The following is a 25,979-nucleotide window of genomic DNA, read 5'->3' on the forward strand; positions in this document are numbered from 1 at the left end:
GAGGCGCTCGGTTTCGGCCATAGACACTCTGAAGTCGAGCGCCTCATCCTCTAACTTAACGCGACGTATTCCACAGGAACAACCATTATATACGCACAGAATAAGGAGGGGGCATGCTCGACGTCACGATGGATATGGAGCAGTTCGACTGCCCGTTCATCGACACCTCCGCCGACCACGACGTCTCCTTCTCGGCCATGCACTGGCAGTTGGACACGGCCGCCGAGCAGTTGGAGACGCGGCTGCTCGTGGAGTCGCCGGACCGGTACGAGCTCGGCGAGGGGCTCTCCGCCCTTCGCGACCACGAGAACATGGCCGAGTACCGCCTGTTCTCCAAGAAGGACGGGACCGCCGTCATCCGCACCGTCATCGAGGAGACGAACGCCATGTCGACGATAACCGACCACGGCGGCTACATCACCGGCCCGTTCCGGATCGCCGACGGCTCCGAGCGCTGGCAGGTCGGGTTCGACGACGAGGAGACGACGGAGGACGCGCTCCACGAACTGGAGAAGGGCAACGAGTTCGTCGTCGAGGACCGGTCGCAGCTCTCGATGGAGGCGCTGTTCGACACGATGCGGAACGCGAACGCGGCGTCGACGATGCTGGACGCGTGCCGCGACCTGACCGACGTGGAGCGCGACACCATCGAGACGGCGGCCGACGCCGGCTACTTCGAGTCCCCCCGGGAGGCGACCCTGTCGACGCTGGCCGACGAGTTCGACGTCTCCACCGCGGCCGTCTCGAAGAACATGCGCCGCGGCGAGAAGAAGCTGCTCCGGAGCGTCGTCGCCGCGCTGGAGCGGCTGGAGTGACGCGGCGAGCGATCTTCCGTCGCCGAGCCGGAATGTGAGGATTCAGCGGCGAACGCCGGCCTGATCCGGAACTTTCGCGTGGCTTGTTAACATCTTAACTCGGCCCTTCATTGTGGTGGTCGTTCTCAGTTCATGTATGCGAGACGACCACACACGGCGATCGTACCTGCGACGAACCAGCGCCGCGGTCGGCGCGGCCGGACTCACCGGGCTCGCCGGCTGTTCCGGCGGCGGAGACGGGGGAGACGGAGAAGACGGCGGAGACGGATCGGACGGCGGAGACGGATCGGACGGCTCCGATGGGTCGGACGGCGGCGACGGCGGCGACCTCTCCGGCGAGACGGTCCGGATCGGGGCGCTCCAACCGACCTCCGGCGACCTCCAGTACTACGGACAGATCAGCCTTCGCGGGTTCTACTCAGGGCTGGCGTACAAACACGACCTCGACCCGATCCAGGGGGCCACGCCGGGGACGTACACGGTCGAACCCGACGGCGGCCCGACCTACGAGATCATCGTCAAGGACACCGGCTTCAGTCCAGACACGGCACAGAGCGTCGCGACCGACCTCGTATTAGAAGAAGATATCGACGTCCTGTTCGGAGGCACTTCCTCCGACAGCGCGCGCCGCCTCATCGACACCGTCGTCGACGAGACGGACGTGCCCTACCTGATCGGCCCCGCGGCCGACGCCGGCATCACGGTGAGCGACGAGTTCTGTCACCCGATGGCGTTCCGCGCGAGCGAACACACCGCGATGGACGCGCGGGCGGGCGGCACGTACGTCGCCGAGAACTTCGACATCGACACGGTCGCGGTGTTCGCGTCCGACAACGCGTTCGGGCAGAGCGTCGCGAGCAACTACACCGAGGTCTTAGAGAGCCAGGGCGTCGACGTCCTCGAACCGCGGTTCGTCCAGGTCGGCTACTCGGAGTTCGACGGGCTCTTCGAACAGGCGATCTCGGACGGCGCGACGGGCGTCGTCGGCGGCTTCACGGCGTCGACGCTGCCCCAGTTCCTCACCTCGGCCATCTCCTACGACGTCCAGGTGTTCGGCGGGTTCGCCGCCCTGCTGACGACGAAGCTCATCGGCGGGACCATCCAGTCTGCGCTGGGCGAGGGCTTCACCGAGCAGGACATCAAGGACGCCGGTCTCGGACCGTTCACCAGCCGCTACCACTGGAACCAGTACGAGAACCCGATCAACGAGGAGTTCCGGCAGATGCACATCGACGCGTACGGCATCGTTCCGGACCTGTTCAGCTCCGGCACCTTCACCGCCGCCTCGGCGCTCTCGCAGGCCGTCTCGGAGTCGAGGTCCACGGAGGGAGGCGACATCGCCGACGCGCTGCGCGGGATGACCGTCACGGACACGCCGAAGGGCGCGGACGGGTACACGTTCCAAGAGCACAACAACCAGGCGGCCTCGCAGATGACGGTCGCGTGGCCGGTGCCGACGAGCGACGAGTACGCCGACACCTGGGACGCGCCGATCATGCCCGGTGAGCCCCTCGAACGGCTCGACGCCGAGGACGTGATGGTCCCCGAAGCGGACGCCAGCTGCTCGCTGTAATGCTGCTGGAGACCGAGGGGCTCACGAAGCGCTTCGGCGGCATCACCGCCGTCGACGGCGTCGACTTCGCGCTTGAGGCCGGCGAGCTCTGCTCGATCATCGGTCCGAACGGCGCGGGGAAGACGACGTTCTTCAACCTGCTCACGGGCGTGTTGGAGCCCTCCGACGGACGCATCCGGTTCGATCCGCCGAGCGGCGGCGGGGGCCCGGACGGCGGAGCGACGGACGGGACCGGCTCGGCGCTCGACATCACCGCGGCCTCGCCGAACGAGACGGCGCTCGCGGGGATCCACCGGTCGTACCAGATCACGAACCTGTTCCCGACGCTGACGGTGCTGGAGAACGTTCGGATCGCCGCCCAGGCCGGCCGCGGCAACGACTCGTGGAAGCTGTGGCGCAACGTCACCGAGTTCGACGACCACTACGCGGAGGCGACCGCGATCCTCGAACGTATCGGCTTGGCGGGGACGGGAGAGACCGTCACGCAGAACCTGAGCCACGGCGAGAAGCGCAGCCTCGAGATCGGCGTCGCGCTCGCCGGGGACCCGGACCTCCTCCTCCTCGACGAGCCGACCGCCGGCGTGTCGAGCGACGGGGTCGACGAGGTCGTCGCCCTGATCGAGGACGTGGCCGAGGACCACTCGGTGATGCTCATCGAACACAACATGGAGGTGGTGATGGACATCTCCGACCGGATCGCCGTGCTTCACCGCGGAGCGCTGATCGCCGACGGACCGCCCGAAGACGTTCGCGGCGACGAGGCCGTCCAGGAGGCGTACCTCGGCGGGTACGGCCGCGAGGGATCGGCCGACGAGCGCGCGTCGGGAGCCGCGGACGCGGACGAGACCGGCGACGCCGCCGCCGACGGGGGACGACGCGTACGTAGGGGTGAAAAGCGGTGACGATGCTCGAACTCGACGGGGTCCACACCTACTACGGCGAGAGCCATATCCTCCAAGGCCTCTCCCTGTCGGTCGACGAGGGCGAGATCGTCGCCCTGGTCGGGCGGAACGGAGTGGGCAAGACGACGACGCTCCGGACCGCGCTCGGACTGACGCCGCCCCGCGAGGGGACGGTCCGGTTCGACGGCGAGGACGTGACGGGGATGGAACCACACGAGATCGCCGCCCGCGGGATGGGCTGGGTGCCCGAGGAGCGGCGCGTGTTCTCACACCTCACCGTAGAGGAGAACCTCCGCATCGCAGCGCACTCGGCGACCGATACCGGCGCCCGGATCGCCGAGGCCTACGACCTGTTCCCGGCGCTCGAACGCTTCAGCGACAAGGACGCGGGCGACCTGAGCGGCGGGCAACAGCAGATGCTCGCCATCGCCCGCGGCATGCTCGGCGACAACGACCTCCTCTTGGTCGACGAGCCGAGCGAGGGGCTCGCGCCGCAGATCGTCGAGGACGTGGTCGAGGCGCTGCGGGCGGCCTCCGCCGAGACGACGATGGTCCTAGTCGAGCAGAACTTCCGACTGGCGATGGATCTGGCCGACCGGTTCTACCTCGTCGACCACGGCGTCGTCGTCGAGGAGGGGGACACCGAGGGCGTCACGAGCGACGACGAGCGCGTCCGGAGGTACCTCACCGCATGATCCTCGAATCGCTCGCCCCCGTCCTCGCGCAGGTCGCACCGCTCGTCGACCCGAGCGTCCCGCTCGCGACCGGCGGCGCGGTCGGCGGGCTCCAGACGGCGGCCCGCGTGCTGGTCGAGGGTATCGGGAAGGCGGCGGTGTACTTCACCATCGCCGTCGGGCTGACGCTCGTCTTCGGACTGATGGGCGTGCTCAACTTCGCGCACGGAGCGATCGCGATGGTCGGCGCGTACCTCGGCGGACTCGTCTTGGTCCTCGTCGTCGGGGCGAACACCGGGTCGCTCGCCACCATCCTCGTGTTCTTCGTCGCGATGGCGCTCGTGTTCGCGATCACCACCGCGGCCGGCAGCGCGATGGAGGTCGGGCTGATCCGACCGATCTACGACCGCACGCCGACCTACCAGATACTGCTGACGTTCGGCGTCTCGCTCATCATCGAGGAGTTCGCTCGGATCGTCTTGACGCTCCGCGGGATCCAGCCGAACCCGCAGTGGCAGGCGCCGATGGGCACCACGCCGGACGTGCTCCTCGGCCGGACGGAGCTGCTCGGGATCGGCGTCAGGCGACTGTACCTCTTCGAGGTCGCGATCGGCGCGGTCGTCGCGGTCGCGGTCTGGGCGTTCCTGACGAAGACGCTGTACGGGCTCTACATCCGCGCCGGCAGCGAGGACACCGAGATGGTCCAGGCGCTCGGCATCGACGTGCGGCAGGCCTTCACCGTCGTGTTCGGCGTCGGGACCGGCCTCGCCGCGGTCGGCGGCGTCCTGCTGATGTGGGACCCGATCTGGGGGCCGAGCGTCCTGTTGAGCATCGACGTGCTGCTGTACGCGTTCGTGGTCGTCATCATCGGGGGGCTCGGGAGCTTCACCGGGACGCTCGTCGCGGCGGGGATCGTCGGGATCGCCGACTCGGTGACGACGTGGCTGTTCACCACCGGGATCGTCACCTTTCCCGGCCTCTCCGAGGTGACCATCTTCCTCCTGCTCGTGGTGATGCTCATCATCCGCCCGCAAGGGCTCTACGGCGTCGAAGAGGTGGGTGGCCATTAGTGACCCCGACTCCGCCGCCGGGGAGAACGCCGACCCCGAGGCGAGCGCCGACCCCGAGGCGAGCGCCGACCCCGAGGCGAGCGCCGGCACGCAAACGAGCGCCGACGCCGGATCCCACCGCGACGCGCCCGGCCTCCGCGAGTACCTCCGGGACCACGTCGTTCACGCGGGCGTCATACTCGGCTTCCTGGTGTACCCGCTGATTTACGAGGCGCTGCTCGCGACCCCGGCCGCGCCGTTCGCCGAGGCGTTCCTCCCGGCGATCACGTTCATGATCGTCGTGTTGTACATGGGGTTGTTCGCGATGAGCTTCGACTTCATCAGCGGCTACACGGGGTACCTCTCCTTCGGTCACGCCGCCTTCTTCGGCACCGGCGCGTACTTCGTCGTGCTCGCCGCGAACGGGCAGGTGCCGGGCGTCCCCGGTGGGACCCCGTTCATGATCACCCTGCTCCTCGGCGCCGTGTTGGCCGGGGTGCTCGCGCTCGTCATCGGGTCGGTGTCCTTCCGGCTCACGGGCGTCTACTTCGCGATGATCACCCTCGGATTCTCGCAGGTGATCTACGAGCTGATCCGGTCGTGGGGGTACGTCTCGACGAACCCGACGGAGGGCGCGACCGTCAGCGGCGACGCGCTCGCGATCGGCGTCCCCTTCGTCGACGCGCTCAGCCTCGAGGTCGGACGGCTCACGGGCGAGAGCGTCGAGAACCTGCTGGGACTCGGAATCGACCTGTCGACGACGGTGGTCTCGTACTACGCGCTCGGGATCGTCGTCGTCGTCTGCTACTTCGCGATGCAGCGGATCATTCACTCGCCGTTCGGCCGCGTGATGATCGCGATCCGCGAGAACGAGGAGCGCGCCCGCGCCGTCGGCTACGCGACCTACCGGTTCAAGCTGGCCGCGTTCGCCATCAGCGGGTTCTTCGGCGCCGTCGCGGGCGGCATCTTCGCCGCCTTCTCGCGGTCGGTCGCCCCGGACGGGACGTTCTACTTCCTCGTCACGGCCGACGCGCTGATCACGACGATCGTCGGCGGGTTCGGCACCCTCGCGGGGCCGGTCTTCGGGACCCTGTTCAATCAGGGGTTAGAGGACGTGCTCTCCACCGAGAGCGGCGGGATAGCGACGCTGCTCCGCGAAGGGCTCCCGGCGAGCGTCCTCGAAGCCGACCTCTTCGGAGTCAGCGTGGAGCTGTTCGTCAACACCGCGGTGGACGGACGCGCCCCGCTGTACCTCGGGATCATCTTCGTGCTGTTCGTGCTGTTCGTCCCGAACGGCATCCTCGGGACGCTGCGCGACCGGCTCGGCGGTACCGTCGGGAAGCGGCTCCCGAAACACCTGCGACGCTACTTCCGGTAGCTCGCAGGGCCGCGGTTCGCGGTCCGAACGCACGCGGGCGGTCCGAACGCACGCGGGCGGTCCGAACGCACGCGGAAGATCTGAACGCACGCAGGCGGTCCGAACGACCCACTACATCTGAACACACGCCACATGACCGAAATCACGCGACGAGACGACTGGAACCGACCGCGACCCCGAGGGCGACGATGACCGTCGGGATCACCGGACTCGGGACGTACGTCCCGGACGAGACGATCACCGGGACCGAGATAGCCGCCGAGAGCGGCATCCCGGAGGAGGTGGTCGTCGAGAAGATGGGCGTCCGCGAGAAGCACGTCTGTCCGCCCGACGGCGACCACGCGACCGACATGTCGGTGAAGGCGGCCGAGGCCGCGCTCGCGGACGCGGACGTCGACCCGACCGACCTCGACCTCGTCTGTTACCACGGCTCGGAGTACAAAGACCACGTCGTGTGGTCGGCGGCGGCGGCGATCACCGACCGCCTCGGGGCGACGAACGCGTACGCCACGGAGAGCTACACGCTGTGTGCGGGCGCACCGATCGCGCTCCGGCAGGCGCGGGCGCAGTTGGAAGCCGAGCCGATAGACGCGGCGCTGCTCGTCGCCGCCAGCCGCGAGGAGGACCTCGTCGACTACGGCAACGAGGACAGCTCCTTCATGTTCAACTTCGGCAGCGGCGCGAGCGCGTTCGTCGTCGAGGCGGCGTCGGAGGACGAGCGGGACGGCACCGACGGCGACAACAGCAACGACCGCGGCGACGACGGCGAGACCGGCGACGGCGACCCCTTCGGCGGTCGCGCGCGGGCTATCGTCGAGTCGAGCGCGGCCGAGACCGACGGGTCGTTCGCCGACGACGTGGTGATGCCCGCCGGCGGGTCGAAGCGACCGCCCAGCGAGGAGACCGTGCGGGAAGGCCTCCACGCCCTCGACGTTCCGGACCCCGACGGGATGAAAAAGCGGCTCGGTCCCGTCTCGCTGCCGGCGTACCTCTCGGTCGCCGACGCGGCGCTCGACCGCTCCGGGTTCGACCGCGGCGACCTCGATTACGTCGCGCTCACGCACATGAAGCGGTCGTTCCACGAGCGCGTCCTCGACGAACTCGGCCTCGACCCCGCGAGCGACGGCTACTACCTCGACGAGTACGGGCACGTCCAGAGCGTCGACCAAGCGCTGGCGCTGTCGCGCGGCGTCGAGACCGACCGCCTCGAACCCGGCGACCTCGTCTGCCTCCTCGCGGCCGGTACCGGGTACACCTGGTCCGCGACCGTCCTCCGCTGGCGGGGATAGCGGCCGCGGCCGAGCGCGGCGCGACCGGCTACGAGGACTCGTGCGGCACCGACAGCACCGTCGCCTCGCCGGAGAGGACGCGTTCGTCGCGCTCCGGGACGGTCGCGGTCGTCTCGACCGCGAGCCGGTCGCCGCCGAGGTCGTCGATGACGCTGACGCTCGCCTCGATCGTCTCGCCGGGGAACACCGGCTTCTCGAAGGAAATCTCCTGCGCGAGGTAGACGATGTCTCCGGAGAGCCCCGCGAGCGCGCCGGAGACGACCGCCGCCGAGAGCATTCCGTGCGCGACGCGACCGCCGAACATCGTCTCGGCGGCGTAGTCGTCGTCGAGGTGGATCGGGTTCCCGTCGCCCGAGAGCTCCGCGAACGCCTCGATCGTCTCCTCGCTCACCGATACCTCGTTGGTCGCCGTCTCGCCGACCGTCGCGACTGGCATACCGATCGGTCTCGCCGTCGGTCCCTCAACCCCGTGGTTCAACCTCGAACCCGCGCCGCCGCTCCGCGAGATCCGGGCGATCCGGTCCGATCAGTCGTCCGCCGGCGCACCCACGACGTCGGAGTCCGTGGGGTTCGCGCCGCCGTAGGCCGCGACGAGCTCGTCCAGTCGCTCGGGGTCGTCGGCGTGAGCGAGCGGTTCGCTCGCGGTCTCGCAGGCGGCGTCGACCCCCAACCGCTCGCAGACGCGGTCGGCGGTCGTCTCGGCCATCTGCCGGTAGGTGGTCAGCTTCCCGCCCACGACGCTGTAGAGCCCGGCCGCGTCGTCGCGCTCGTGGTCGAGCAGCGTGAAGCCGCGCGAGATGCCTCGTCGGTTCGAGCCGGACTCGTCGGGCGCGTAGAGGGGGCGGACGCCCCACCACGTCCGGACGGTCGGCGCGTCCGCGACGTCGGGGAGCATCGCGGCGCACTCCTCGACCGACCGCTCGACCTCCCAGTCGGCGGTCTCGTAGTCGTCGGGGTCGGAGACGGGGACGCTCGTCGTGCCCAACACGACCTCGCCGTCGTGGGGGACGACGATGTCGCCGTCGTCGGGGTCGCGACACCGGTTCAACACCGGCGCCAGCCCGTCGTACTCGACCGAGACCATCACGCCGCGGCTCGGCGCCATCCCGACCGGGACGCCCGCCATGTCGGCGATGGCGTCGGCCCACGCGCCGGTCGCGTTGACGACGACCTCCGGGGACAGCGTCGCGTCCACCGAGCCCCCGACGCGCACGGCGTCGACGGCGCCGTCAGTGACGGTCACGTCCTCGACCGGCGCGTTCGGGTGGACGGTCGCACCGTGTCGCTCCGCGTCGGCGGCGTTGGCGGCCACCAGCCGCGACGGGTAGATGACGCCGTCGGGGACCGAGAACGCCTCCGCGACCTCGTCCGCGAGCCCCGGGACGCGCTCGCGGACGGCGTCCCCGTCCAGCCGTTCCGTCTCGATCCCGATCTCCTCGCAGGCCGCGAGTTTCTCCGCGAAGTAGTCCGGGTCGTCGCCGTCGAGCCGGACGAACAGTCCGCCGGTGTCGCGGACGCAGGCGCCGGCGATCTCCTTGAGCGTGCGGCTCTCCTCGATACACTCGCTCGCGCCCTCCGGGTCGGCCTCGGCGTACCGCGCCCCGCTGTGGAGGAGGCCGTGCGAGCGGCCGGAGGTGCCGCTCCCGAGCCCGCCGCGGTCGACGAGCGTCACGTCGACCCCGCGGATCGCGAGGTCTCTGGCGACGCCCGTCCCGGTCGCTCCGCCGCCGACCACGAGGACCGTCGGGTCGTCGCTCACGCGAGCGTCACCCCGGTCGCGTCGGTGGCGTCGTTCGTCGCGAGTCGCCGTCGGCCGGAACCGATGCTAACCATGTGAACGGTACGCACTGCGATCACTTGAGACTGCCGTCGAGGCGGCCGAGAAAGGTATTTCGGAGCGGGCTACCGCCGAAATTCGTTTCGGTGGCGGCGATCAGACGGAGCGGCCGGCGTCCGCGGGACAGGTGTCGACGCCGAGCAGCGAGTACACGGGGCAGGTGTTCATCGCGGCGGTCGCCAACATGAGGAGCGCGACGACGCCCAACACGGGGGCGGCGAGGGCGGGGAGCGGCGCGGCGCCCGCGAGCGTCGCTATCGAGGCGGCACCGGCCACGGCCCCGACGAGCGTTCTGGCGCGCTTGTCCATCGAACCGACGTTTTGGTTCATACGTCACAATACGCCACACAACCGTATGAACCTTTCTGCGATTTCCTCGGTCCGACCGCGCTCGCGACGGTTTCGAACCGGCGAGTCACCCGAAGTCAACGAGTCACCCGAAGTCAACGAGTCACCCGAAGTCGGCGAGGTCCGTCTGCGTCGCCGTGGCCGCGTCGGCCTCCTCGGGGTCTCGCGCGTCGCCGTGGTCGGCAGCGATGGTGCGAGCGGCCCCCAGCCCTCCCGAGAGCGACGCTCGGCGGGCTATCTCCTCGTCGGCGAGGCGAGCGGCGGCCGCGCCGTGAACGGCGCCGTACCGGTCCCGGAACTCGCTGCGGGCCGCTTCGTAGTCGACGACCGGGTACGGGTACGCCTCGCCGATCCGGACGCCGGTCTCGCGTTGGACCGCCAGCGGCGTCTTCTCGGGCGCGTCGAGATGGGCGGCCGGGAGCGGGTCGAGTTCGGGGACCCACCGCGTGACGAACTCCCCGTCCGGGTCCTGATCGCGGACCTGCTTGCGGGGATCGTACAATCGCAGACCGGGACGACCGACCAGCCCGCACTGCGACTGCCACTGGGTGTAGTTGATCGCGGCGTCGCCGTCGATCAGGTGTTCGAAGAAGTGGTCGGCGCCGATCCGCCACGGCTGCTGGAGGACGTGGAAGTAGACGCTCGCGCAGAGCGCCCGCATCCTGAAGTTGAGCCACCCGGTCTCCCGGAGACAGCGCATGCTCGCGTCGACCATCGGGAATCCGGTCTCGCCGCGCTTCCACGCCGCGACCAGTTCGGGATCGTGGCGGTCGCGGTTGAACCCGCGGTAGACGGGATTGACGGCCTCGTCGAGCCACCCCGGCCAGTCGAGCAGCTTCTGGGTGTAGTGGCGGTTCCAGAACAGCCGCGAGACGAACATCGACTTCCCGCGGCCGTCGGGCGCGCGCTCGTCGACGTGCCGGTGGACCTCCCGGACCGAGAGGCAGCCGAACCGCAGATAGGGGGAAAGGCCGCTCGTCCCCTCCCGGGCGTCGACGGGCGAGGAGATCGATCCCGGGTAGCCGGCGATCCGCTCGGTGAACGCGTCGAGCTTCTCGCGCGCCGGACCGCGGCCACCGGTCGGGACGCGCGTCTTCGTCGAGTCGACGCCGTACGCGCCAGCGACGCGGTCGGGGTCGACCCCGGTCTCCACGCGCTCGACCGCGACGGATCGGGGGTCCCAATCGAACGGCTCGCTCGCGAACCACGACTCGACGCGATCGCTCCACCCGTCTCGGGGGCGGTCGGCGTCCCGGACGAGTCCGTCGCCCGCGACGAAGCGGACGCCGAGCTCCTCGCGAGCCCGGTCGTCGCGACGCCGTCCGTACCGGCCGGTCGCGGTCGCGCCCGCGACCACGTCCCACCCGGCGTCGACGAACCGACCCAGCACGTCGAGCGGATCGCCGTGGGCGTACGTCAGTCCCGCGCCGCCGACGTCGCGGTACTGTCGGTCGAGGTCGCGCAGGCAGTCGTGGAGGAACTCGATCCGGGCGTCACAGGCCGCGCCGCGCTCGTCGTGGAAGCCCGGGTCGAAGACGAAAACGGGCAGCACGCGGTCGGACGCCGCCGCGGCCGCCGCGAGCGCCGGATTGTCGGCGATCCGCAGGTCCGTCCGATGCCAGACGACGGTCCCCGGGCCCGTCTCCGCGGCGCCGTCGGACGGGACGGCGAGCGACCGGACCGCGGCCGCGTCGGGAGCCGTCGAGAGCGAGGCGTCGTCGGCCGGAGCCATCTCGACCGATCGTTCGGCCTCCCGGCGCATGGGCCTGTCGGCCCGCCCCGGCTCGGCACGAACGCGATGGCGACCTCGCGACCGGCAAACGTTGAAGAGGATTCCGACACGCCGTTTATGCGGATGTCAGACTCAGACGAGACCGACGTGCTCCGCGAGCTCGCGAAGCTGCCGACGATCGCGAGCCCCCGCGTGTCCCCGGACGGAGAGACCGTCGCCCTCTACTACGACGTGACCGGCCGCAACGAGCTTCACCTCTGTGACCCGGAGGACGGGTCCTTAGAGCAGCTCAGCGACGGCGACGTTCCCCGGTCGGTCCGCGCCGGCTTCGAGTGGGATCCGAGCGGCGACCGACTCTACTATCACCGCGACGAGGGCGGCGACGAACAGCACGACGTCTGGGCGATGTCGCTCGACGGCGAGAGCGTTCCCGTCGTCGAGATGGAGGGGCAGATCCGGCTCAACGACGTGGGCGAGGACGGTGAGACCCTCCTGCTCGGCTCCAGCCGCGACGGCCAGATGAACCTCTACCGCCACGACCTACCGAGCGGCGAGACGACGAAGGTCACCGACTACGAGCGCGCGGTGGCCGCCGGCGCGCTGTCGCCCGACGGCGACCGGATCGCGTACGCGACCAACGAGACGGACGCCTACGAGAACACCGACGTGTACGTCGCCGACGTCGACGGGTCGAACGCCCGGAACCTCGGGATCGGCGACGTGGGCGCGGAGGCGGTCCCGGTCGACTGGGGTCCGGACGGGGAGCGGCTCCTCGTCGCCGACAACACGACCGACCTCGGTCGGAGCGGCATCGTCGACCTGAGCGGGGACGGTGCCGGGACGGACGACGCCGGGAACGCGGTCGACGTGACCTGGTTCGGCGGCGACGAGTTCGAGGAGTCCCCGAGCCACTTCCTCGAAGGGGGCGACCGGTTCGTCGCGAGCCGGACCCGCGGGGCCGTCACCGTTCCCGTCGTCTACGACGCCGAGACGGGCGACGGCCGCGAACTCGACTTCTCGGCCGGCGTCGCCAACGTGACGGACGGTCGGCTCGCCGACGACCGCCTGCTCGCGTACCGCACCACGTCGAGCCGGCGGCCCGAACTGGTCGCGTACGACCTCGACGCGGACGCCACTGAGACCCTGTTCGACGCGGAGTACGGCCCGTTCGACCCGGACGACTTCGTCGAGCCCGAAACGGTCTCGTTCGCCTCCGACGGCGTGCCCGAGACCCCGGCGCGCGCGGTCGAGCACGACCCCTACGAGGAGTTCGAAATCGAGGGGCTGCTGTTCGACTCCGGCCGACGCCCGTCGCCGCTGATCGTCAACCCGCACGGCGGGCCGCGGCACCACGACAGCCGGCGGTTCAGCTACCGCGTCCAGTTCCTGCTCTCGCGCGGCTACTCCGTGCTTCAGGTGAACTACCGCGGCTCCACGGGGCGCGGCCGCGAGTTCGTCGAGGAGCTGTACGACGACTGGGGCGGCGCCGAGCAGGGCGACGTGGCGACCGGCGTCGAACACGTCCTCGGCGAGTACGACTGGCTCGACGAGGACCGCGTCGCCGTCTACGGCGGTTCCTACGGCGGTTACTCCGCCAACTGGCAGATGGTCCAGTACCCGGACCTGTACGCCGCGGGGATCACGTGGGTCGGCGTCAGCGACCTGTTCGACATGTACGAGAACACGATGCCGCACTTCCGCACGGAGCTCATGGTGAAGAACCTCGGCGAGCCGGACGACAACGAGGCGACCTACCGCGAGCGCAGTCCCGTGACCTACGTCGAGAACGTCGCCGCGCCGCTCCTGATCGTCCACGGCGTGAACGACCCGCGCGTGCCGGTCTCGCAGGCGCGCATCCTCCGCGACGCGCTCGACGACGCCGGCTCCGTCGAGGGCGACGACTACGAGTACGAGGAGCTCGGCGAGGAGGGCCACGGCTCGGGCGACATCGACCAGAAGATCCGGTCGCTCGAACTCATCGACGACTTCCTCGACCGCCGGATCGGCGCGGAGCGGACCGCGGTCGCCTCGCTGGACGACTAGCGGGGCGCGGACGGTTCGCTGCCGTCGGGGCCGACCGCGCGGTTCGGCCCCGGGACCGCATGCTGCCGGTCGAGTCGAGCTGTTTCTCGTACCGCGCGAGGGGGGCCTCCGAGCGACCCGGATGGCGCCCGTCCGACGGGGCTTATTTACCCGGCGCCGTCGTCGGGGGGAGTAACATGGCTCGACTGCTCGTCGAGGGAGGCGCGTGAGCGTGGCCGGCGTCGGCTTCTGGGCCCTCGTCGCGCTGGCGACGCTGACCAGCCTCGCCACGGCGTGGGCGCTCGGGGCGAACAGCAACTCGCCGCCGTTCGCCCCGGCGATCGGCGCCAACGCCATCTCGACGATGCGGGCCGCCTTCCTCATCGGGATCCTCGCCGCCCTCGGCGCGCTCACGCAGGGCGGAGCGATCTCGGAGACGGTCGGCGCGGGCCTGATCGACGGCGTGCAGATAACGTCGCTGGCGGCGACGGCGGGGCTGCTCACCGCGACCGGGTTCATGGCCTTCGGCGTCTCCACCGGCTACCCGGTTCCGGCGGCGTTCGCGACGACGGGCGCGATGGTCGGCGTCGGGCTCTCGCTCGGGGGCGACCCCGCCATCGACACCTACCGCCGTATCGCGCTGTTCTGGGCGCTCGTGCCGCCCGTCTCCGGCGGGCTCGCGTACGTCACCGCCACCCTCCTCCGGCGCGACGACATCCCGGAGACGGTCGGCGTCCCGCTGCTCGCGGCCGTCGTCGGGGGGATCGTGGCCAACGTCCAGCTGGGTGTCATCCCCTCGCCGCCGGACGCGACCCAGAGCTCTCTCGCGGGGTTCATCGCTCGACGGGTCGACGCGCCGACGGTCGTCGGGATCGACCCCGTGACGGCGCTCGTCACGCTGCTCGCGGCCGCGGCGTGGTTCGTCGCCGTTCGGCGGCGGACACAGGCGTCCGCCGAGGGCGGTATCCGGACGTTCCTCCTCGTCCTCGGGAGCGTCGTCGCCTTCTCCAGCGGCGGCAGCCAGGTCGGGCTGGCGACCGGCCCGCTCGAGAACCTATACGGCGTCGAGCTCGGGCTGCCCGGCATCGTGCTGCTCTCGCTCGGCGCCGCCGGCATCCTCGCGGGGGCGTGGATGGGCGCACCGAAGCTGCTCCAGGCGACCTCGCGCGAGTACGCGCAGCTCGGCGCCCGGCGGTCGATCGCCGCGCTGGTCCCCGGGTTCATCATCGCGCAGCTGGCCATCGGACTCGGGATCCCCATCTCGTTTAACAACATCATCATCTCCGGGGTCATCGGGGGCGGGCTCGCCGGCGGCTCCGCGGGCGTCTCTCGGCGCAAGATCGGTGTCACGATCCTCTTTTGGGGGATCACGCTCGTGGCCTCGATCGCGATCGGGTACGGGCTCTACGCGGCCTTCGCCGCGGTGCTCGGCGGGTGAAGAGGGGCCTCAGCGCACGACCGTCACGGTCACGGGCGCCTCGCCGACCACGTTCGTCGCCACGGTGCCGAGCAGCCGTCTCGCGACGCGGCCGCGCTCACCGCCGTGTCCGCCCATGACGACGCGGTCGACATCGTGGGCGTCGACGTACTCTACGATCGTCTCCGCCGGGTCGCCCGTCCGCACCGCCGTCTCGACGCGGCGATCGCTCTCCGCGGCTCGATCGGTCGCTCGGTCGACGATGCGGTCGGCCCGCTCGCGCGCGCTCTCGCGACGGCTCTCGTCGGCGGCGAGGATCCCGCCCTCGCTCATCGGCGCGTCGAGCGGCGTCACTACGTTCAGGACGGTCACTCGACAGTCGAAGAGTTCGAGCGCGTCGTCGAGCGCGTCGGCGGCCAGTGGCGATCCGTCGAGGGGAACGAGGACGTGAGACGCCGCCATACGACGCCTTGCCTCCCCAGATACATATCGCCGGTGATCGGTCGCGCGGTGCGGGGAAGGGCGACCGGGGGGCCGCTTACTCTCCCGTCTCGATCGGCGCGCCGACGAGGTTCCCCCACTCGGTCCACGAGCCGTCGTAGTTACGGACGTCGTCGTAGCCGAGCAGTTCATGCAGGAGGAACCACTCGATCGACGAGCGCTCGCCGACGCGGCAGTAGGTGATCGTCGACTCGTCGCCGTCGACGCCGGCGTCGCTGTACAGCTCGCGGAGCTCGTCCGCGCTCTTGAACGTGCCGTCCTCGTTCAGCGTGGTGCCGATCGGCACGTTGCTCGCGCCGGGAATGTGGCCGCCGCGCTGGGCCGTCTCGTTGAGGCCTTCGGGGGCGATGACCTCGCCGGAGAACTCCTCGGGGGAGCGGACGTCGACCATCGGGATCCCCTCCTCGATCGCCTTGTCGATGTCGTCCTTGTAGGCGCGGACGCTCTCGAAGGGACCGCGAGCGACGTAGTCGCGGGGCGTGAAGTCGGGCTCCTCCGTCGAGAGCGGGTAGTCGTTCTCGACCCAGTACCCCTTCCCGCCGTCGATCACGCGGACGTCGCCGTGACCGTAGTACTTGTAGATCCAGTAGCCGAACAGCGCGAACCAGTTGGGGACGCGACCGCCGCCGTAGACGACGACCGTCGTGTCGGCGTCGATGCCGCCCTCACCGTTCCGGGCCGCGAAGTCCTCCTTCGAGACGATGTCGCGCTCGGTCTCGTCGGTGAACACCGCGTCCCACTCGAAGTTGAGCGCGCCGGGGATGTGACCCTCTTCGTAGGGCGTGTACTCCGACTCGTCGGTGACGGTCGGGTTGTTGATCTCGACGAGCCGCAGGTCCGAGTCGTCGCTCTGGAAGTCGTCCAGGTGGTCTTCGACCCAATCCGCCGTGACGAGTACGTCTCCTGGCATCACTCCGTATAGGGCCCAACGCCGCTTTGAACGTCCGATAATGGCGGTTCTTTCCGGCGCCTGTGACAGCCGGATCGGCGGGGAAAAACACGGAAATCGGTCGTCTCGCGGCCCCTCAGTAGTTTTCTTCGACTGACAGCTACCGGATCACCGTCACGGGCACGTCGGCCTTGTCGACGACGCTCTTCGCGACGCTGCCGACCACCTGCTCTCGCTCCTCGCTCAGTCCGCGGTGGCCGACGTAGATCGCGTCGACCGCCGATTCGGCCGCGTACTCGGTGATCGCGTCGGCCGGGCGGCCGGTGAGGAGCTGCGTCTCCACGTCGACCGACTCGTCGCCGACCGCCTCCTCGGCGATGCTGCGGGCGCTCTCTAAGACGGCCTCGCCGGCCTCGACCGCGGCGTCCTCGCCCGGGAGGACGATGGTGCCGTCGACCAGCTCCGAGTCCGGCGTCAACACGTGGGCGATCTCGAGCGTCTCGTAGAACGCGACCGCCTGTCGCGCCGCGTACCGGACGGCGTCGTCGCTCTCCGTCGATCCGTCGGTCGCAACGAGGTAGCTCATGCGCGGAGATCGGTCCGATGGACACATAATTCCTGTCGGGCGTTCCCGGTTCGCGACTCCGCGACGGCGGTCGGCCGATACGGGGTCTCGGCCTCGCTCTCGTCGCCGTTGCGTCCCCGTCTACGCCTCGCCGCTACCCGCCGTCTCCCGGACGGACGGCGTCGCATTCCGACGCATGGACCGCGTCGAGGACCTCCTGGACGCGCGTCGCCTCCGCGAACGAGACGAGGTCGCCCCCGTCGCCCTCGACGGCCTCCGCGAACTCGGTCAGGAGCGCACTCACGGTGTCGCCGCGCTCGTCGACGAGCGTCGCCTCGCTCTCGCGGCCGCGGTCGCGGGTCAAGCGGTACCACTCCGTGAGCGACAGCGAGCCCCCGTCGCCGACGACCGTGACGACGTTCTCCTCGTCGCCCTCGTGGTCGCAGAGCAGGTCGATCGACCCGCGGACGCCCCCGGCCCGGAAGCTCCCCACCACGTCGTCCTCGTAGGCGTCGGGCCCCGAGTACCCCACGTCGGCGGAGACGGTCTCGACGGGACCGAACAGCTCCTGCACGCCGAACAGGAAGTGCGTCCCCACCTCGCGGAGCGGCCCGCCCTGCTCGCGCGACTCCAGCCACGCCACGTCCTGCCACTCGCGGGGCCACTGCGGGAAGCGGAACCGGAGTTCGACCCGACGCGGGTCGCCGATCGCGCCCGACTCGACCAGTTCCCGCAGGCGGACGAAGCCGGGCGTGTAGCGGAACGGCAGGTTCACCGCCGTGACGCGGTCCGTCTCCGCTTCGAGCGAGGCGAGCGCTCGCCCCGTCTCAGCGTCGGCCGCGATGGGCTTCTCGCAGATCACGTGTCTGTCGGCGGCGAGCGCGTCCGCGACAACCTCGCGGTGCGCGAGCGGCGGGACGCCGACGTAGACGGCGTCGAGCCCGTCGAGATCGACGAGCGTCTGGTGGTCCGTCGTCGTGGTCGTCCGCTCGGTGCCGTGCTCGGTCGCGAGCGCCTCGGCGCGGTCCGCGTCGAGGTCGCAGGCCGCCGCCAGTTCGAACCGGGCGTGGTCGTCGATCGCTGCGGCGAGTCGGTTCCCGATCACGCCGCAGCCGACGATACCGATGTCCATCACGGGCGTCGGGAGCGGTTCGACGCGCTTGTAGCTTCGGAAGCCAGAGCGGTGTCGCCGTCGCGGGTGCGGTCGCGGGCGCCGACTGGACGCCGCTTCAGTCGTCGCCGAGCGGCCGCGCCACCATCTCGCCCCACGACTCGAACCCGTGGCGGTCGTAGAACCCCTTGGCGCGCCCGTTCGCGGGGTCGACGTCGAGGACGATCCGATCGAGCGGGAGGTCCTGATCCCTCGCGAGCGCGACGGCGGCGTCCATCAGGTCGTCGGCGACGCCGGTACCGCGGTAGCCTGGAGCGACGTACAGCTCGTTCAGGACCGCCGCGTCCCAGATCATCGACAGGCGCTCGGGGAGGACGAAGACGTACCCGACGACGGCGCCGCCGTCGTCCCTCCCGCTGTCTGGCCCCTCGGGACTCTCGTCGACGGCGACGGTCACGCAGCGCTCGTCGTCGGCGACGCAGCGGTCGACCCACCCGAGCCACCGCTCGCGGTAGTCGTCGGTCAGTTTGCCCTCGTAGGCGGCCGCCTTCCCGTCGCCGCCGGTGTTCTCGCCGAGGCCGCGCTCGAAGGCCGTCTTCAGCTCGGACAACGCGTCGGCGTCGCGCTCGGGGTCGTACGGGCGGACTTCGGCGCTCATTCGCCCCTCACCCCGCGCCCCTCGTCGTCGCCCTCCAGGACGAACTCCGCGAGCGTCGGGACGAACGTCCCGATGTCGGTGACCATCCCGACCGCCTGCGCCGAGCCCCGGTCGAGCAGCTGGGTGACGGTGGCGGGGTTGATGTCGACGCAGACGGTCTTCGTCGTCGACGGGAGGCAGTTCCCGACCGCGACCGAGTGGAGCAGCGTCGCGAGCATGATCACGATGTCGGCGTCGTGGGCCTGCTCGCGGATCGCGTTCTGGGCCTCGACCGCGTCGGTGATCGTGTCAGGGAGCGGGCCGTCGTCGCGGATCGAGCCCGCGAGGACGGTGTCCACGTCGCGCTCGACGCACTGGTACATCACGCCCTCAGTGACGATTCCCTCCTCGACGGCGGCCTCGATCCCGCCCGCGCGGATGATCTCCGAGATGGTCCAGATGTGGTGTTTGTGTCCCTTCCGCGGGTGTTCGAGCGTCTCCACGTTCATGCCGAGCGACGTGCCGTAGATGGAGCGTTCGAGGTCGTGCGTGGCGAAGCCGTTGCCCGCCGAGAGCGCGTCGACGTAGCCCGCCGCGACCAGGTCGGCGAGCGCGTCCCCCGCCCCGGAGTGGATCACGGCCGGCCCCGCGACGACCATCACGTTCCCGCCGTCCTCTTTCACCGCGCGCAACTCCTCGGCGACCTGCCGGATCGTCGACTCCGACGGTCGCTCGGCGGAGACGCCGCCCTGCATGAACCCGAACGCGCCGCCGCCGCTTCGCGGTCGCTCCGGGGGGTTCACGCGGATTCCGGACTGGTCGGTCGCGATCAGGTCTCCCTCCGTGACCGCGTTGAGCGTCTTCGTGTAGGCGCGGGGGGCGGCCGCGGAGCCCGCGTCGGCCGAGGCCTCCGCTCGGCTCCCCTCGCCGGCGTCCGCTGCCGGCTCGGGTTCGACCACCAGCGCGCAGTCCATCTCGATCCGCTCGACGTCGATCCACTCGCCGTCGTACAGCACCTCGGTCGGGTGGTTCGTGGTGGAGTAGAAGTTCGGCGGGACGACCTTGTCTTCGGGCGCTGCGACGAGTTCCACGTCGGACGGACTCTCCAACACCGCGCCGTTCTGGTGGAGCTCGTGGAGGATGGCCCGCAGGGTCTCGGCGTCGTCCGCGGAGACGGTCAGCCGGCAGTACGACTCCTCGGTCTCGTGTTTCCCCACGTCGAACTGCTCGACGTCGAACGAGCCGCCGAGGTCCATCACCGCGCCGAAGCAGCGCTGCATCGCGCCGCTGTCGATGATGTGGCCCTCGAGTTCGACGGTCCGCGAGTGCGTCATACTGAGGGGTCACGCCCGCCGGGGAAACCCGTTTCCCTCGGATCCGCGCGGCGGGGCGCGTCCGGCGAACTCCGAACGCGGCTCAGATCAGCCCGAGCGCGGAGAGGATCTGGTTCCCGAAGATCATTGCGATCAGTCCGGCCAACATCACGAGCCCGGAGGAAACCGTGATCGTCCGAACCGCGGCGTGCCGGTCGTCGATCGGGACGCGGCTGATCACCGCCTCGGCGACCATCCGGAGGATGCGGCCGCCGTCGAGCGGGAACGCCGGGAGGCAGTTGAAAAGCGCCAGCTGGATGTTGATCCACCCCGTCCAGAAGAGGAGGTTGGCGAGCAGGAACGTCCCGCCGCCGAGCACCGCGAGCGGTCCCTCGACGACGAAGAAGTTGGTCACGTTGCCGGTGAAGCCCGCGAAGTTGAACGGGAGCCCGAACAGGCTGCCGAGCGGGAGGATCAGCGCGACGAAGACGAGCCCGAGGGGCGAGTCGATGACGCCGCCGACCGGGAGGCCGCTCTCGGCCGCCTCGCCGCCCTCGCCGCCGAGCAGTTCGAGGTACGTGCCCGCCGGGTACTGGGTGAGGCCCACGTCGTCGAGCGCGAGTCCGCTCGTTCCGGGGAAGACGCTGACCCCGATGAACCCGCCGTCGCGGGTCGGGTGCGCGTCGAGTTCGACGTCGTACGTCTCGCGCTCGCCGTCCGCGTCGTACACCGTGACGGGGACGGTCTCGTCCGGCTCGCGCTCGCCGAGGACGGCCGAGAGCGCCTCGTTGTCGACGACGCGCTCGCCGTCGACCGAGACGATCGTCAGCGGCTCGCCGAGGGCCGCGCCCTCGGCGTGGAGCGGGCCGCCCTCCTGAACGCCGACGACGTACGCGCCGACGACCACGTCGGGGACGGTGACCGCGGCCTCGCCGCCGGCCGTTTCGACGCCCGAGGCGTTCTCCGCGCCGGGCGCGTCCCGCACCGATTCGAGGACGCTCTCGTTGCCGGTCACCGTCACGGCCGCGCGCTCGTCGTCGCCGACCGCGTCGAAGAACGCCGACTCGGTGGCGACCGGCTCGCCGTTCACGGCCGCGATCGTCACGGGCGACCCCGCGATCGTCACGCCGAGGGGGTTGCCGCCGGCGGACCCGACGACCTGTAGCTCGCGATCGACCGTCACGGTCGAGCGGGCGTCGCCGTCGTCGACCGTGAGCGCGACCGACTCCCCGGCGTCGGCGATCGCCGTCTCGAACGCGTCCGCCGTCTCGACCGGCGTCCCCGCCACCTCGACGACCCGATCGCCCTGCGAGATGTCGGCCGCGGCCGCCGGCGAGGCGGGATTCACTTCGCCGACCGCGTAGCCCGGCGCGGGTGAGATGGCCCCGACGACGGGACCGAACAGGAGCGCGAAGACGACGACCGTGAGCAGGGTGTTCGCGGTGACGCCGGCCGCGAACATCCGGGCGCGGGCGCCGCGAGAGGCCTCCTGCGTCGCCTCCTCGTCGGGCTCGACGAAGGCGCCCACGGGGAGCAAAGCGAAGAAGACGAGCCCCATCGACTCGATGTCGATGTTCTCGACCCGGCAGAGGAGCCCGTGGGCTCCCTCGTGGATCACCATCGCCACCGCGAGCCCGGCGATGATCTCGGGGGCGACCGACAGCGGGAGGAAGTCGTTGACGCCGGGGATGATGAGGAAGTTCTGCGGCTGCTGGATCGCGGAGGGCTGGGCGTTCGTGAACGCCGACAGCGCCGACGAGATGATGAGTACGAACGATCCGACCATCGCCACCAGGGCCCCGCCGAGTCCGAGGTTAGCGACCGCACGCCAGAACCGCTTCGGCGCCGCGAGCCGACCGAGGAAGGCGCGACCGCGGAGGGTCCGGAGGGTCAACACCGGCCCCGATACCTTGACCGCGTCCGGGAGGATCCCCCTGTTCCGCAGCCACATCGCGACTCCGGAGTACGCGAGGATCCCAGTTAGCACCCAGAACAACGTGTTCATTACGTCCCCGTTACGCTCGGCCGTGCCTAAGGGGTTCGGTTCCCGAAACCTCGGAGGGCGTGTCGCGGCCGTGCGCCGGGGAGGACTGATACGTGTCCGGAGCGTCGGTCGAAGCGATGACCGATCGACGGGAGCCGCCCTCCGAGGACGCGTCGACCGCACAGCCGCCGAGCGATCCGTCGGACTCCGACGAGTCCGACAACACAGACGGGGTCACCGGGGCCGGCGAAGTCGACGAGCCCGGCGGCTCCGGGCGGTCGCTCGCGCCGCTCATGGGCGCGACGTACGTCGTCGCCGGGATCGCGCACTTCCTCGCGCCGAAGCGCTTCGCCGCCGCGATCCCGCCGTCGTTCCCGCGGCCGGTCGCGCTCGTGTACCTCTCCGGAATCGCCGAGATACTCCTCGGGATCGGCGTCTCGCTGCGACGGACGCGGCGCCCGTCGGCGTGGGGGATCGCGGCCCTCCTGGTGGCCGTGTTCCCGGCCAACGTCCACCTCGCTCGCGGCGACGTGTTAGACGACCTCGTCTCGGACCGGTTCGCGGGCGTGGCGCGGCTCGCGGCGTGGGTCAGGCTCCCGTTCCAGGGAGTCCTGATCGCCTGGGCCCTGCGGTACACCGGTTCGGGCGAGCGACGGGCAGGAGAACCCGAAGCCGGCGAACGGCCCGCGGACTGACGGCTCACCGCGAACGGCCGATCGAGCCGCAAGGGTCGTCCCAATGTTGACGCTCTCACGGCGGTTCCCGCGGCCGAGGTGCCGACCGCGAACTCAACACCCAAGTATCCCCGGTCCAATCGTGGCGTATGATCGCGCTCATCGACTTCGTCGCTCGGCTCGTCGGCGACATCGGCCGGTTCCTCGACATCTTCCTGAACGACCTCATCCTCGGCGCGGGCGACCCGCTGTCGGCCCTGCTCGTCGTCGTCGGACAGGTGCTGCTCGTCAGCGCCGTCGCCGTGCTGGGCTACGCGGCAGTCGGCGCGCTCTTCAACGAAATCGGCGTTACGCTCCCCTCGCTCGGCGGTCGCGGCCGCTCGGAGTAGCGAAACTGCCCGGCCGTTCGAAGAGGCCTTCGGCCGTTCGACGCACGATCCAACCGTTCGACGAACCGCTCTCAGTCGTCGTCGGCGCCAGTCGCCGACCGCGCGCTGGCACCGGTCGCCGGGGCGGTAGTGCCGTCCGCGCGCTCTCCGCCCTCGTCCGGCACCTCGAACTCGTTCAGCCGCGCCGATAGCTCGTCCGACTGTTCCGAGAGGATGTGAGCCTGCTCCGTCACCTCGGAGACGGTCGCGGTCTGTTCCTCGGCCGCGGCAGCGACGGTCTCCGACTCGGTGGCGGTCTGTCTGCTCACCGACGCGACCTCGTCGACCATGTCGACGACTTCCTGGGTCGTACGCGCCTGATCGTCGGTCGCGTCGCTGATCTCTTGGACGGTCTCGTCGACGGTCGTCACGTCCTCGACGACCCCCTCGAACTCCCGCAGCGTCGACTCGATCGTCTCGACGCCCTCGGCGACCTGCGCCTCCATCGCCTCGGCGTCGGCCGCGGTCTCGGCCGAGGCCGCCTGAACCTCCTCGATGCGGCCGGATATCTCCGCCGCGGACTCGCGCGTCTCCTCGGCCAGCGACTTCACCTCGTCGGCGACGACGGCGAACCCGTCGCCGGAGCCGTCCGCACGCGCGGCCTCGATGGACGCGTTCAGGGCGAGCAGGTTGGTCTCCTCGGCCACCTCGTCGATCACGGCCGCGATCTCGTCGATCTCGCCGACGCGCTCCGCGAGGTCCGTCACCGCGGCCGCCGTCTCCGCGATCCGCGTCTCGAGCGTCTCGAGCTCCGCGATCGCCTCGGCGGCCTCCTCGCGTCCGGACCGGCCGCGTTCGGCCGCGTCGCGGGCGGTCTCGGCCGCGTCGTCGGCGGAGGCCGCGATCTCCTCGACCGTCGCCGAGAGCGTGTTCATCTCGCCGGCGATCGCCTCCAGTTCGTCAGTCTGTTCGGCAGCGCCGTCCGATATCTCCTGAACGGACGCCGCGACCTCTCCGCTCGCGTCGTCGACCTCGTCCATGCTCGCGCGCACGTCGTTCGCGGTGCCGGCCACGTCGGCCGTGAACGCGCCGACATCGGCGAGCGTCTCGCCGAGCGTCTCGACGAGTCGGTTGTAGTTGGCGACGAGTTCGGCGTACCGCTCCTCGTCGGTCGCCAGCGCCTCGTCATCGATCGTCGCCGTCAGGTCGCCGCCTTGCGCGCGCTCGGCGGCGTCGGCGAAGGCGTCGACGAGCGACTCCAGTTCGGTGGTGTAGGCGGCGAGGTTCTCGGCCATCTCGTCGAGCGACTCGCCGAAGGACCCGGGGACGTCCTCGTCGAGCGCCGGGTCGTCGAACTCCTGTGCCGCGAGCGCCTCCGCCTGCGCCGAGACGGTGGAGAGGTAGCCGTGGACCTCGTCGAACGCGCCGACGAGGCTTCCGATCTCGTCTGGCTGGGTCGGGTCGAGCGCGTCCGCGTCGGCGGACGACCGACCGGTTCGATCGATCTCACCCGCCGCGATCGCCTCCGTCTCTCTCTCTAACGCCTGTATCGGGGCGACGAAGTCACGGCGGACGATGAGCAAGGTGTTGTAGATGGCGACGACGGCGCCGAGAAACAGGGCCCCGGAGACGACGTAGGCGGCGGTTCCGGAGACGAGGAACTGGGTGAGGAAGATACCGACGGTGACGAGGAACTGGATCCCGACCGCCGTGACGACTTTCCGCTCGATCGACTCGGTGACGCCGAGTGCGTCCATCGTCCGCCAGAGGAGGGCGTCGTACCGTCCGCGTATCCCCGGACGGCGCTGTCGTGTCGTGGACATGTCCGGGTCTCGACCGGAGCGGGTTATGAAACCCCGGTCGCCGCTATCACGATCGATTCTCGATTCCCGGACCGTGAAAACCCGACCGACGGGATCAGAAGGCGTCGCCGACCGCCTCGGCCGCGAGGTCGACGGCGGCTTCGAGGTCGGGTCCGAGCGGCGAGCCGACGACGAGCCCGTCGGCGTGCTCGGCGACGGCGGCGGCGCGCTCGCGGACGGCCTCTTGGGTGCCGGCCATACAGAAGGCGTCGATCATCGCCGGCGTCACGCGCTCGAAGGCGTCGCTGAACTCGCCCGCCGAGACCGACTCGCCGATCGCTTCGGCCGCGTCGGGATCGATCCCGTGTCGCTTCAGGACGGGCGGCGCCGCGCCCGCGGTGATGAACGCGACCGGCGGCCGGGCGGCCTCGCGGGCGGCCGCCTCGTCGTCGGCGACCGACACCGCCGCGTAGGCGATCAGGTCGAACTCGCCCCGGTGGTCCGGGCGGTCGTCGAGGCCGTCGTCGACCTGTTCGCGGGCCCACTCGAGGTCTTTCGGGTGCGAGCCGTTGTACAGGAGCCCGTCCGCGTGTTTCGCGGCCATCCGGCACATGTGCGGGCCCTCGCCGCCGACGTGGACCGGGATCGAGGCGCCCTGCGGCGGCTCGTAGTTGAGGCCGGCGTCGGTGGCGTCGAAGGCGCCCTCGTGGTCGACGCGCTCGCCGGCCCACAGCCGCTGTGCGGTCTTGAACGCCTCCAGCACGGGCCGGAGCCCGCGCTCGTCGGCGAGGCCGAGGTTCGCCAGCGTCGAGGGGTCGCCCGGGCCGAGCCCGAAGACGGCGCGTCCTTCCGACAGCTCGTCGAGGGTCGCGACCTTCGAGGCGAGCGTCACGGGGTGGGTCTCGTAGGGGTTGGCGACGCCCGGGCCGAGCCGGATCGAGTCGGTCGCGGTCGCGAGCCGGGAGAGGAACGCCCACGGGTCGCGGTTGTTGTAGTGACACGTCGAGTAGACGGTGTCGTAGCCGGCCTCCTCGGCGCGGACGCCGAGGTCGACGAGGCGGTGCAGATCGTGTTCCGGGGTGAGTTCGATTCCGAGCAT

24 protein-coding genes are annotated in these 25,979 nt (G+C 70.4%); 11 read left to right on the forward strand and 13 right to left on the reverse strand.

Going from position 1 to position 25,979, the window contains the following annotated elements; translation table 11 throughout:
* The first annotated feature begins 113 nt into the window (after positions 1–113).
* From ABDZ89_RS05765 to ABDZ89_RS05795, 7 genes are all read left to right on the forward strand, one after another.
* The gene (locus ABDZ89_RS05765; protein WP_343777394.1) at positions 114–815 is read left to right on the forward strand and encodes a helix-turn-helix domain-containing protein; all 702 of its coding nucleotides are present in this window, start codon (positions 114–116) and stop codon (positions 813–815) included.
* A 136-nt stretch (positions 816–951) separates the two neighbouring features.
* Positions 952–2,388, forward strand: a complete 1,437-nt coding sequence (locus ABDZ89_RS05770; protein WP_343777395.1) for an ABC transporter substrate-binding protein — start codon at positions 952–954, stop codon at positions 2,386–2,388.
* Positions 2,388–3,290 (forward strand): ABC transporter ATP-binding protein, encoded by a 903-nt coding sequence (locus ABDZ89_RS05775; RefSeq protein ID WP_343777396.1) that lies wholly within the window; start codon positions 2,388–2,390, stop codon positions 3,288–3,290. Before ABDZ89_RS05770 ends, ABDZ89_RS05775 begins: the two co-directional genes overlap by 1 nt.
* Positions 3,287–3,985, forward strand: coding sequence for an ABC transporter ATP-binding protein (locus tag ABDZ89_RS05780; protein ID WP_343777398.1), 699 nt, complete (start codon positions 3,287–3,289; stop codon positions 3,983–3,985). Before ABDZ89_RS05775 ends, ABDZ89_RS05780 begins: the two co-directional genes overlap by 4 nt.
* Positions 3,982–5,034 carry a branched-chain amino acid ABC transporter permease gene (locus tag ABDZ89_RS05785; RefSeq protein WP_343777400.1) on the forward strand — a complete coding sequence of 351 codons (1,053 nt, stop codon included), beginning with the start codon at positions 3,982–3,984 and terminating at the stop codon, positions 5,032–5,034. Before ABDZ89_RS05780 ends, ABDZ89_RS05785 begins: the two co-directional genes overlap by 4 nt.
* Positions 5,024–6,391, forward strand: a complete 1,368-nt coding sequence (locus tag ABDZ89_RS05790; RefSeq protein WP_343777402.1) for a branched-chain amino acid ABC transporter permease — start codon at positions 5,024–5,026, stop codon at positions 6,389–6,391. Before ABDZ89_RS05785 ends, ABDZ89_RS05790 begins: the two co-directional genes overlap by 11 nt.
* A 188-nt stretch (positions 6,392–6,579) precedes the next feature.
* Positions 6,580–7,680 (forward strand): 3-oxoacyl-[acyl-carrier-protein] synthase III C-terminal domain-containing protein, encoded by a 1,101-nt coding sequence (locus tag ABDZ89_RS05795; protein WP_343777404.1) that lies wholly within the window; start codon positions 6,580–6,582, stop codon positions 7,678–7,680.
* A 28-nt stretch (positions 7,681–7,708) separates the two neighbouring features.
* Here ABDZ89_RS05795 and ABDZ89_RS05800 read toward each other — a convergent pair whose 3' ends face one another.
* From ABDZ89_RS05800 to ABDZ89_RS05815, 4 genes are all read right to left on the reverse strand, one after another.
* Positions 7,709–8,116: a MaoC family dehydratase gene (locus tag ABDZ89_RS05800; RefSeq protein ID WP_343777406.1), complete on the reverse strand. Its 408-nt coding sequence runs from the start codon at positions 8,114–8,116 to the stop codon at positions 7,709–7,711.
* Between the two features lie 90 nt (positions 8,117–8,206).
* Positions 8,207–9,439: an FAD-dependent oxidoreductase gene (locus tag ABDZ89_RS05805; RefSeq protein ID WP_343777408.1), complete on the reverse strand. Its 1,233-nt coding sequence runs from the start codon at positions 9,437–9,439 to the stop codon at positions 8,207–8,209.
* A 174-nt stretch (positions 9,440–9,613) separates the two neighbouring features.
* Entirely contained in the window at positions 9,614–9,847 is a 234-nt protein-coding gene (locus ABDZ89_RS05810) for a YgaP family membrane protein (protein ID WP_343777410.1), read from the reverse strand.
* A gap of 121 nt (positions 9,848–9,968) precedes the next feature.
* Positions 9,969–11,597 carry an FAD-binding domain-containing protein gene (locus ABDZ89_RS05815; RefSeq protein WP_343777616.1) on the reverse strand — a complete coding sequence of 543 codons (1,629 nt, stop codon included), beginning with the start codon at positions 11,595–11,597 and terminating at the stop codon, positions 9,969–9,971.
* Positions 11,598–11,720: 123 nt separating this feature from the next.
* On the opposite strand from ABDZ89_RS05815, the gene ABDZ89_RS05820 reads away from it, so the two are divergent.
* Together ABDZ89_RS05820 and ABDZ89_RS05825 are read left to right on the forward strand one after the other, a co-directional pair.
* Entirely contained in the window at positions 11,721–13,640 is a 1,920-nt protein-coding gene (locus ABDZ89_RS05820; RefSeq protein WP_343777414.1) for a S9 family peptidase, read from the forward strand.
* Between the two features lie 211 nt (positions 13,641–13,851).
* Entirely contained in the window at positions 13,852–15,057 is a 1,206-nt protein-coding gene (locus ABDZ89_RS05825; RefSeq protein ID WP_343777617.1) for an inorganic phosphate transporter, read from the forward strand.
* A 9-nt stretch (positions 15,058–15,066) separates the two neighbouring features.
* On the opposite strand, the gene ABDZ89_RS05830 is transcribed toward ABDZ89_RS05825, so the two are convergent.
* The 7 genes from ABDZ89_RS05830 to ABDZ89_RS05860 all read right to left on the reverse strand — a co-directional run bounded on the left by ABDZ89_RS05830 (position 15,067) and on the right by ABDZ89_RS05860 (position 22,057).
* Positions 15,067–15,498 carry a universal stress protein gene (locus tag ABDZ89_RS05830; protein ID WP_343777416.1) on the reverse strand — a complete coding sequence of 144 codons (432 nt, stop codon included), beginning with the start codon at positions 15,496–15,498 and terminating at the stop codon, positions 15,067–15,069.
* 76 nt (positions 15,499–15,574) lie between these two features.
* A complete protein-coding gene (locus ABDZ89_RS05835) occupies positions 15,575–16,447 on the reverse strand; it encodes a sulfurtransferase (RefSeq protein ID WP_343777418.1) in 873 nt (290 codons plus the stop codon).
* Between the two features lie 139 nt (positions 16,448–16,586).
* Complete coding sequence (locus tag ABDZ89_RS05840; RefSeq protein WP_343777420.1) at positions 16,587–17,012, reverse strand: universal stress protein; 426 nt, start codon at positions 17,010–17,012, stop codon at positions 16,587–16,589.
* Between the two features lie 133 nt (positions 17,013–17,145).
* Positions 17,146–18,126, reverse strand: a complete 981-nt coding sequence (locus ABDZ89_RS05845; protein WP_343777423.1) for a Gfo/Idh/MocA family protein — start codon at positions 18,124–18,126, stop codon at positions 17,146–17,148.
* Positions 18,127–18,220: 94 nt separating this feature from the next.
* Complete coding sequence (locus ABDZ89_RS05850) at positions 18,221–18,760, reverse strand: GNAT family N-acetyltransferase (protein ID WP_343777425.1); 540 nt, start codon at positions 18,758–18,760, stop codon at positions 18,221–18,223.
* On the reverse strand, positions 18,757–20,073 hold the full coding sequence (locus tag ABDZ89_RS05855) for an ornithine cyclodeaminase family domain (RefSeq protein ID WP_343777427.1): 1,317 nt from the start codon (positions 20,071–20,073) through the stop codon (positions 18,757–18,759). Before ABDZ89_RS05855 ends, ABDZ89_RS05850 begins: the two co-directional genes overlap by 4 nt.
* A gap of 82 nt (positions 20,074–20,155) precedes the next feature.
* Positions 20,156–22,057: a site-2 protease family protein gene (locus ABDZ89_RS05860; RefSeq protein ID WP_343777429.1), complete on the reverse strand. Its 1,902-nt coding sequence runs from the start codon at positions 22,055–22,057 to the stop codon at positions 20,156–20,158.
* Between the two features lie 116 nt (positions 22,058–22,173).
* Here ABDZ89_RS05860 and ABDZ89_RS05865 point away from each other — a divergent pair, with 116 nt between their 5' ends.
* Together ABDZ89_RS05865 and ABDZ89_RS05870 are read left to right on the forward strand one after the other, a co-directional pair.
* Positions 22,174–22,731, forward strand: coding sequence for a DoxX family protein (locus ABDZ89_RS05865; RefSeq protein ID WP_371153051.1), 558 nt, complete (start codon positions 22,174–22,176; stop codon positions 22,729–22,731).
* Positions 22,732–22,859: 128 nt separating this feature from the next.
* Entirely contained in the window at positions 22,860–23,099 is a 240-nt protein-coding gene (locus tag ABDZ89_RS05870; protein WP_343777431.1) for a DUF8024 family protein, read from the forward strand.
* A 71-nt stretch (positions 23,100–23,170) separates the two neighbouring features.
* Here the strand turns inward: ABDZ89_RS05870 and ABDZ89_RS05875 are convergent, their stop codons facing one another.
* Positions 23,171–24,835 carry a methyl-accepting chemotaxis protein gene (locus tag ABDZ89_RS05875; RefSeq protein WP_343777621.1) on the reverse strand — a complete coding sequence of 555 codons (1,665 nt, stop codon included), beginning with the start codon at positions 24,833–24,835 and terminating at the stop codon, positions 23,171–23,173.
* 160 nt (positions 24,836–24,995) lie between these two features.
* A complete protein-coding gene (locus ABDZ89_RS05880) occupies positions 24,996–25,979 on the reverse strand; it encodes a 5,10-methylenetetrahydromethanopterin reductase (RefSeq protein ID WP_343777432.1) in 984 nt (327 codons plus the stop codon).

Origin of the sequence: Halorubrum ejinorense (assembly GCF_039522565.1) — an archaeon.
Classification (GTDB): Archaea; Halobacteriota; Halobacteria; order Halobacteriales; family Haloferacaceae; genus Halorubrum; species Halorubrum ejinorense.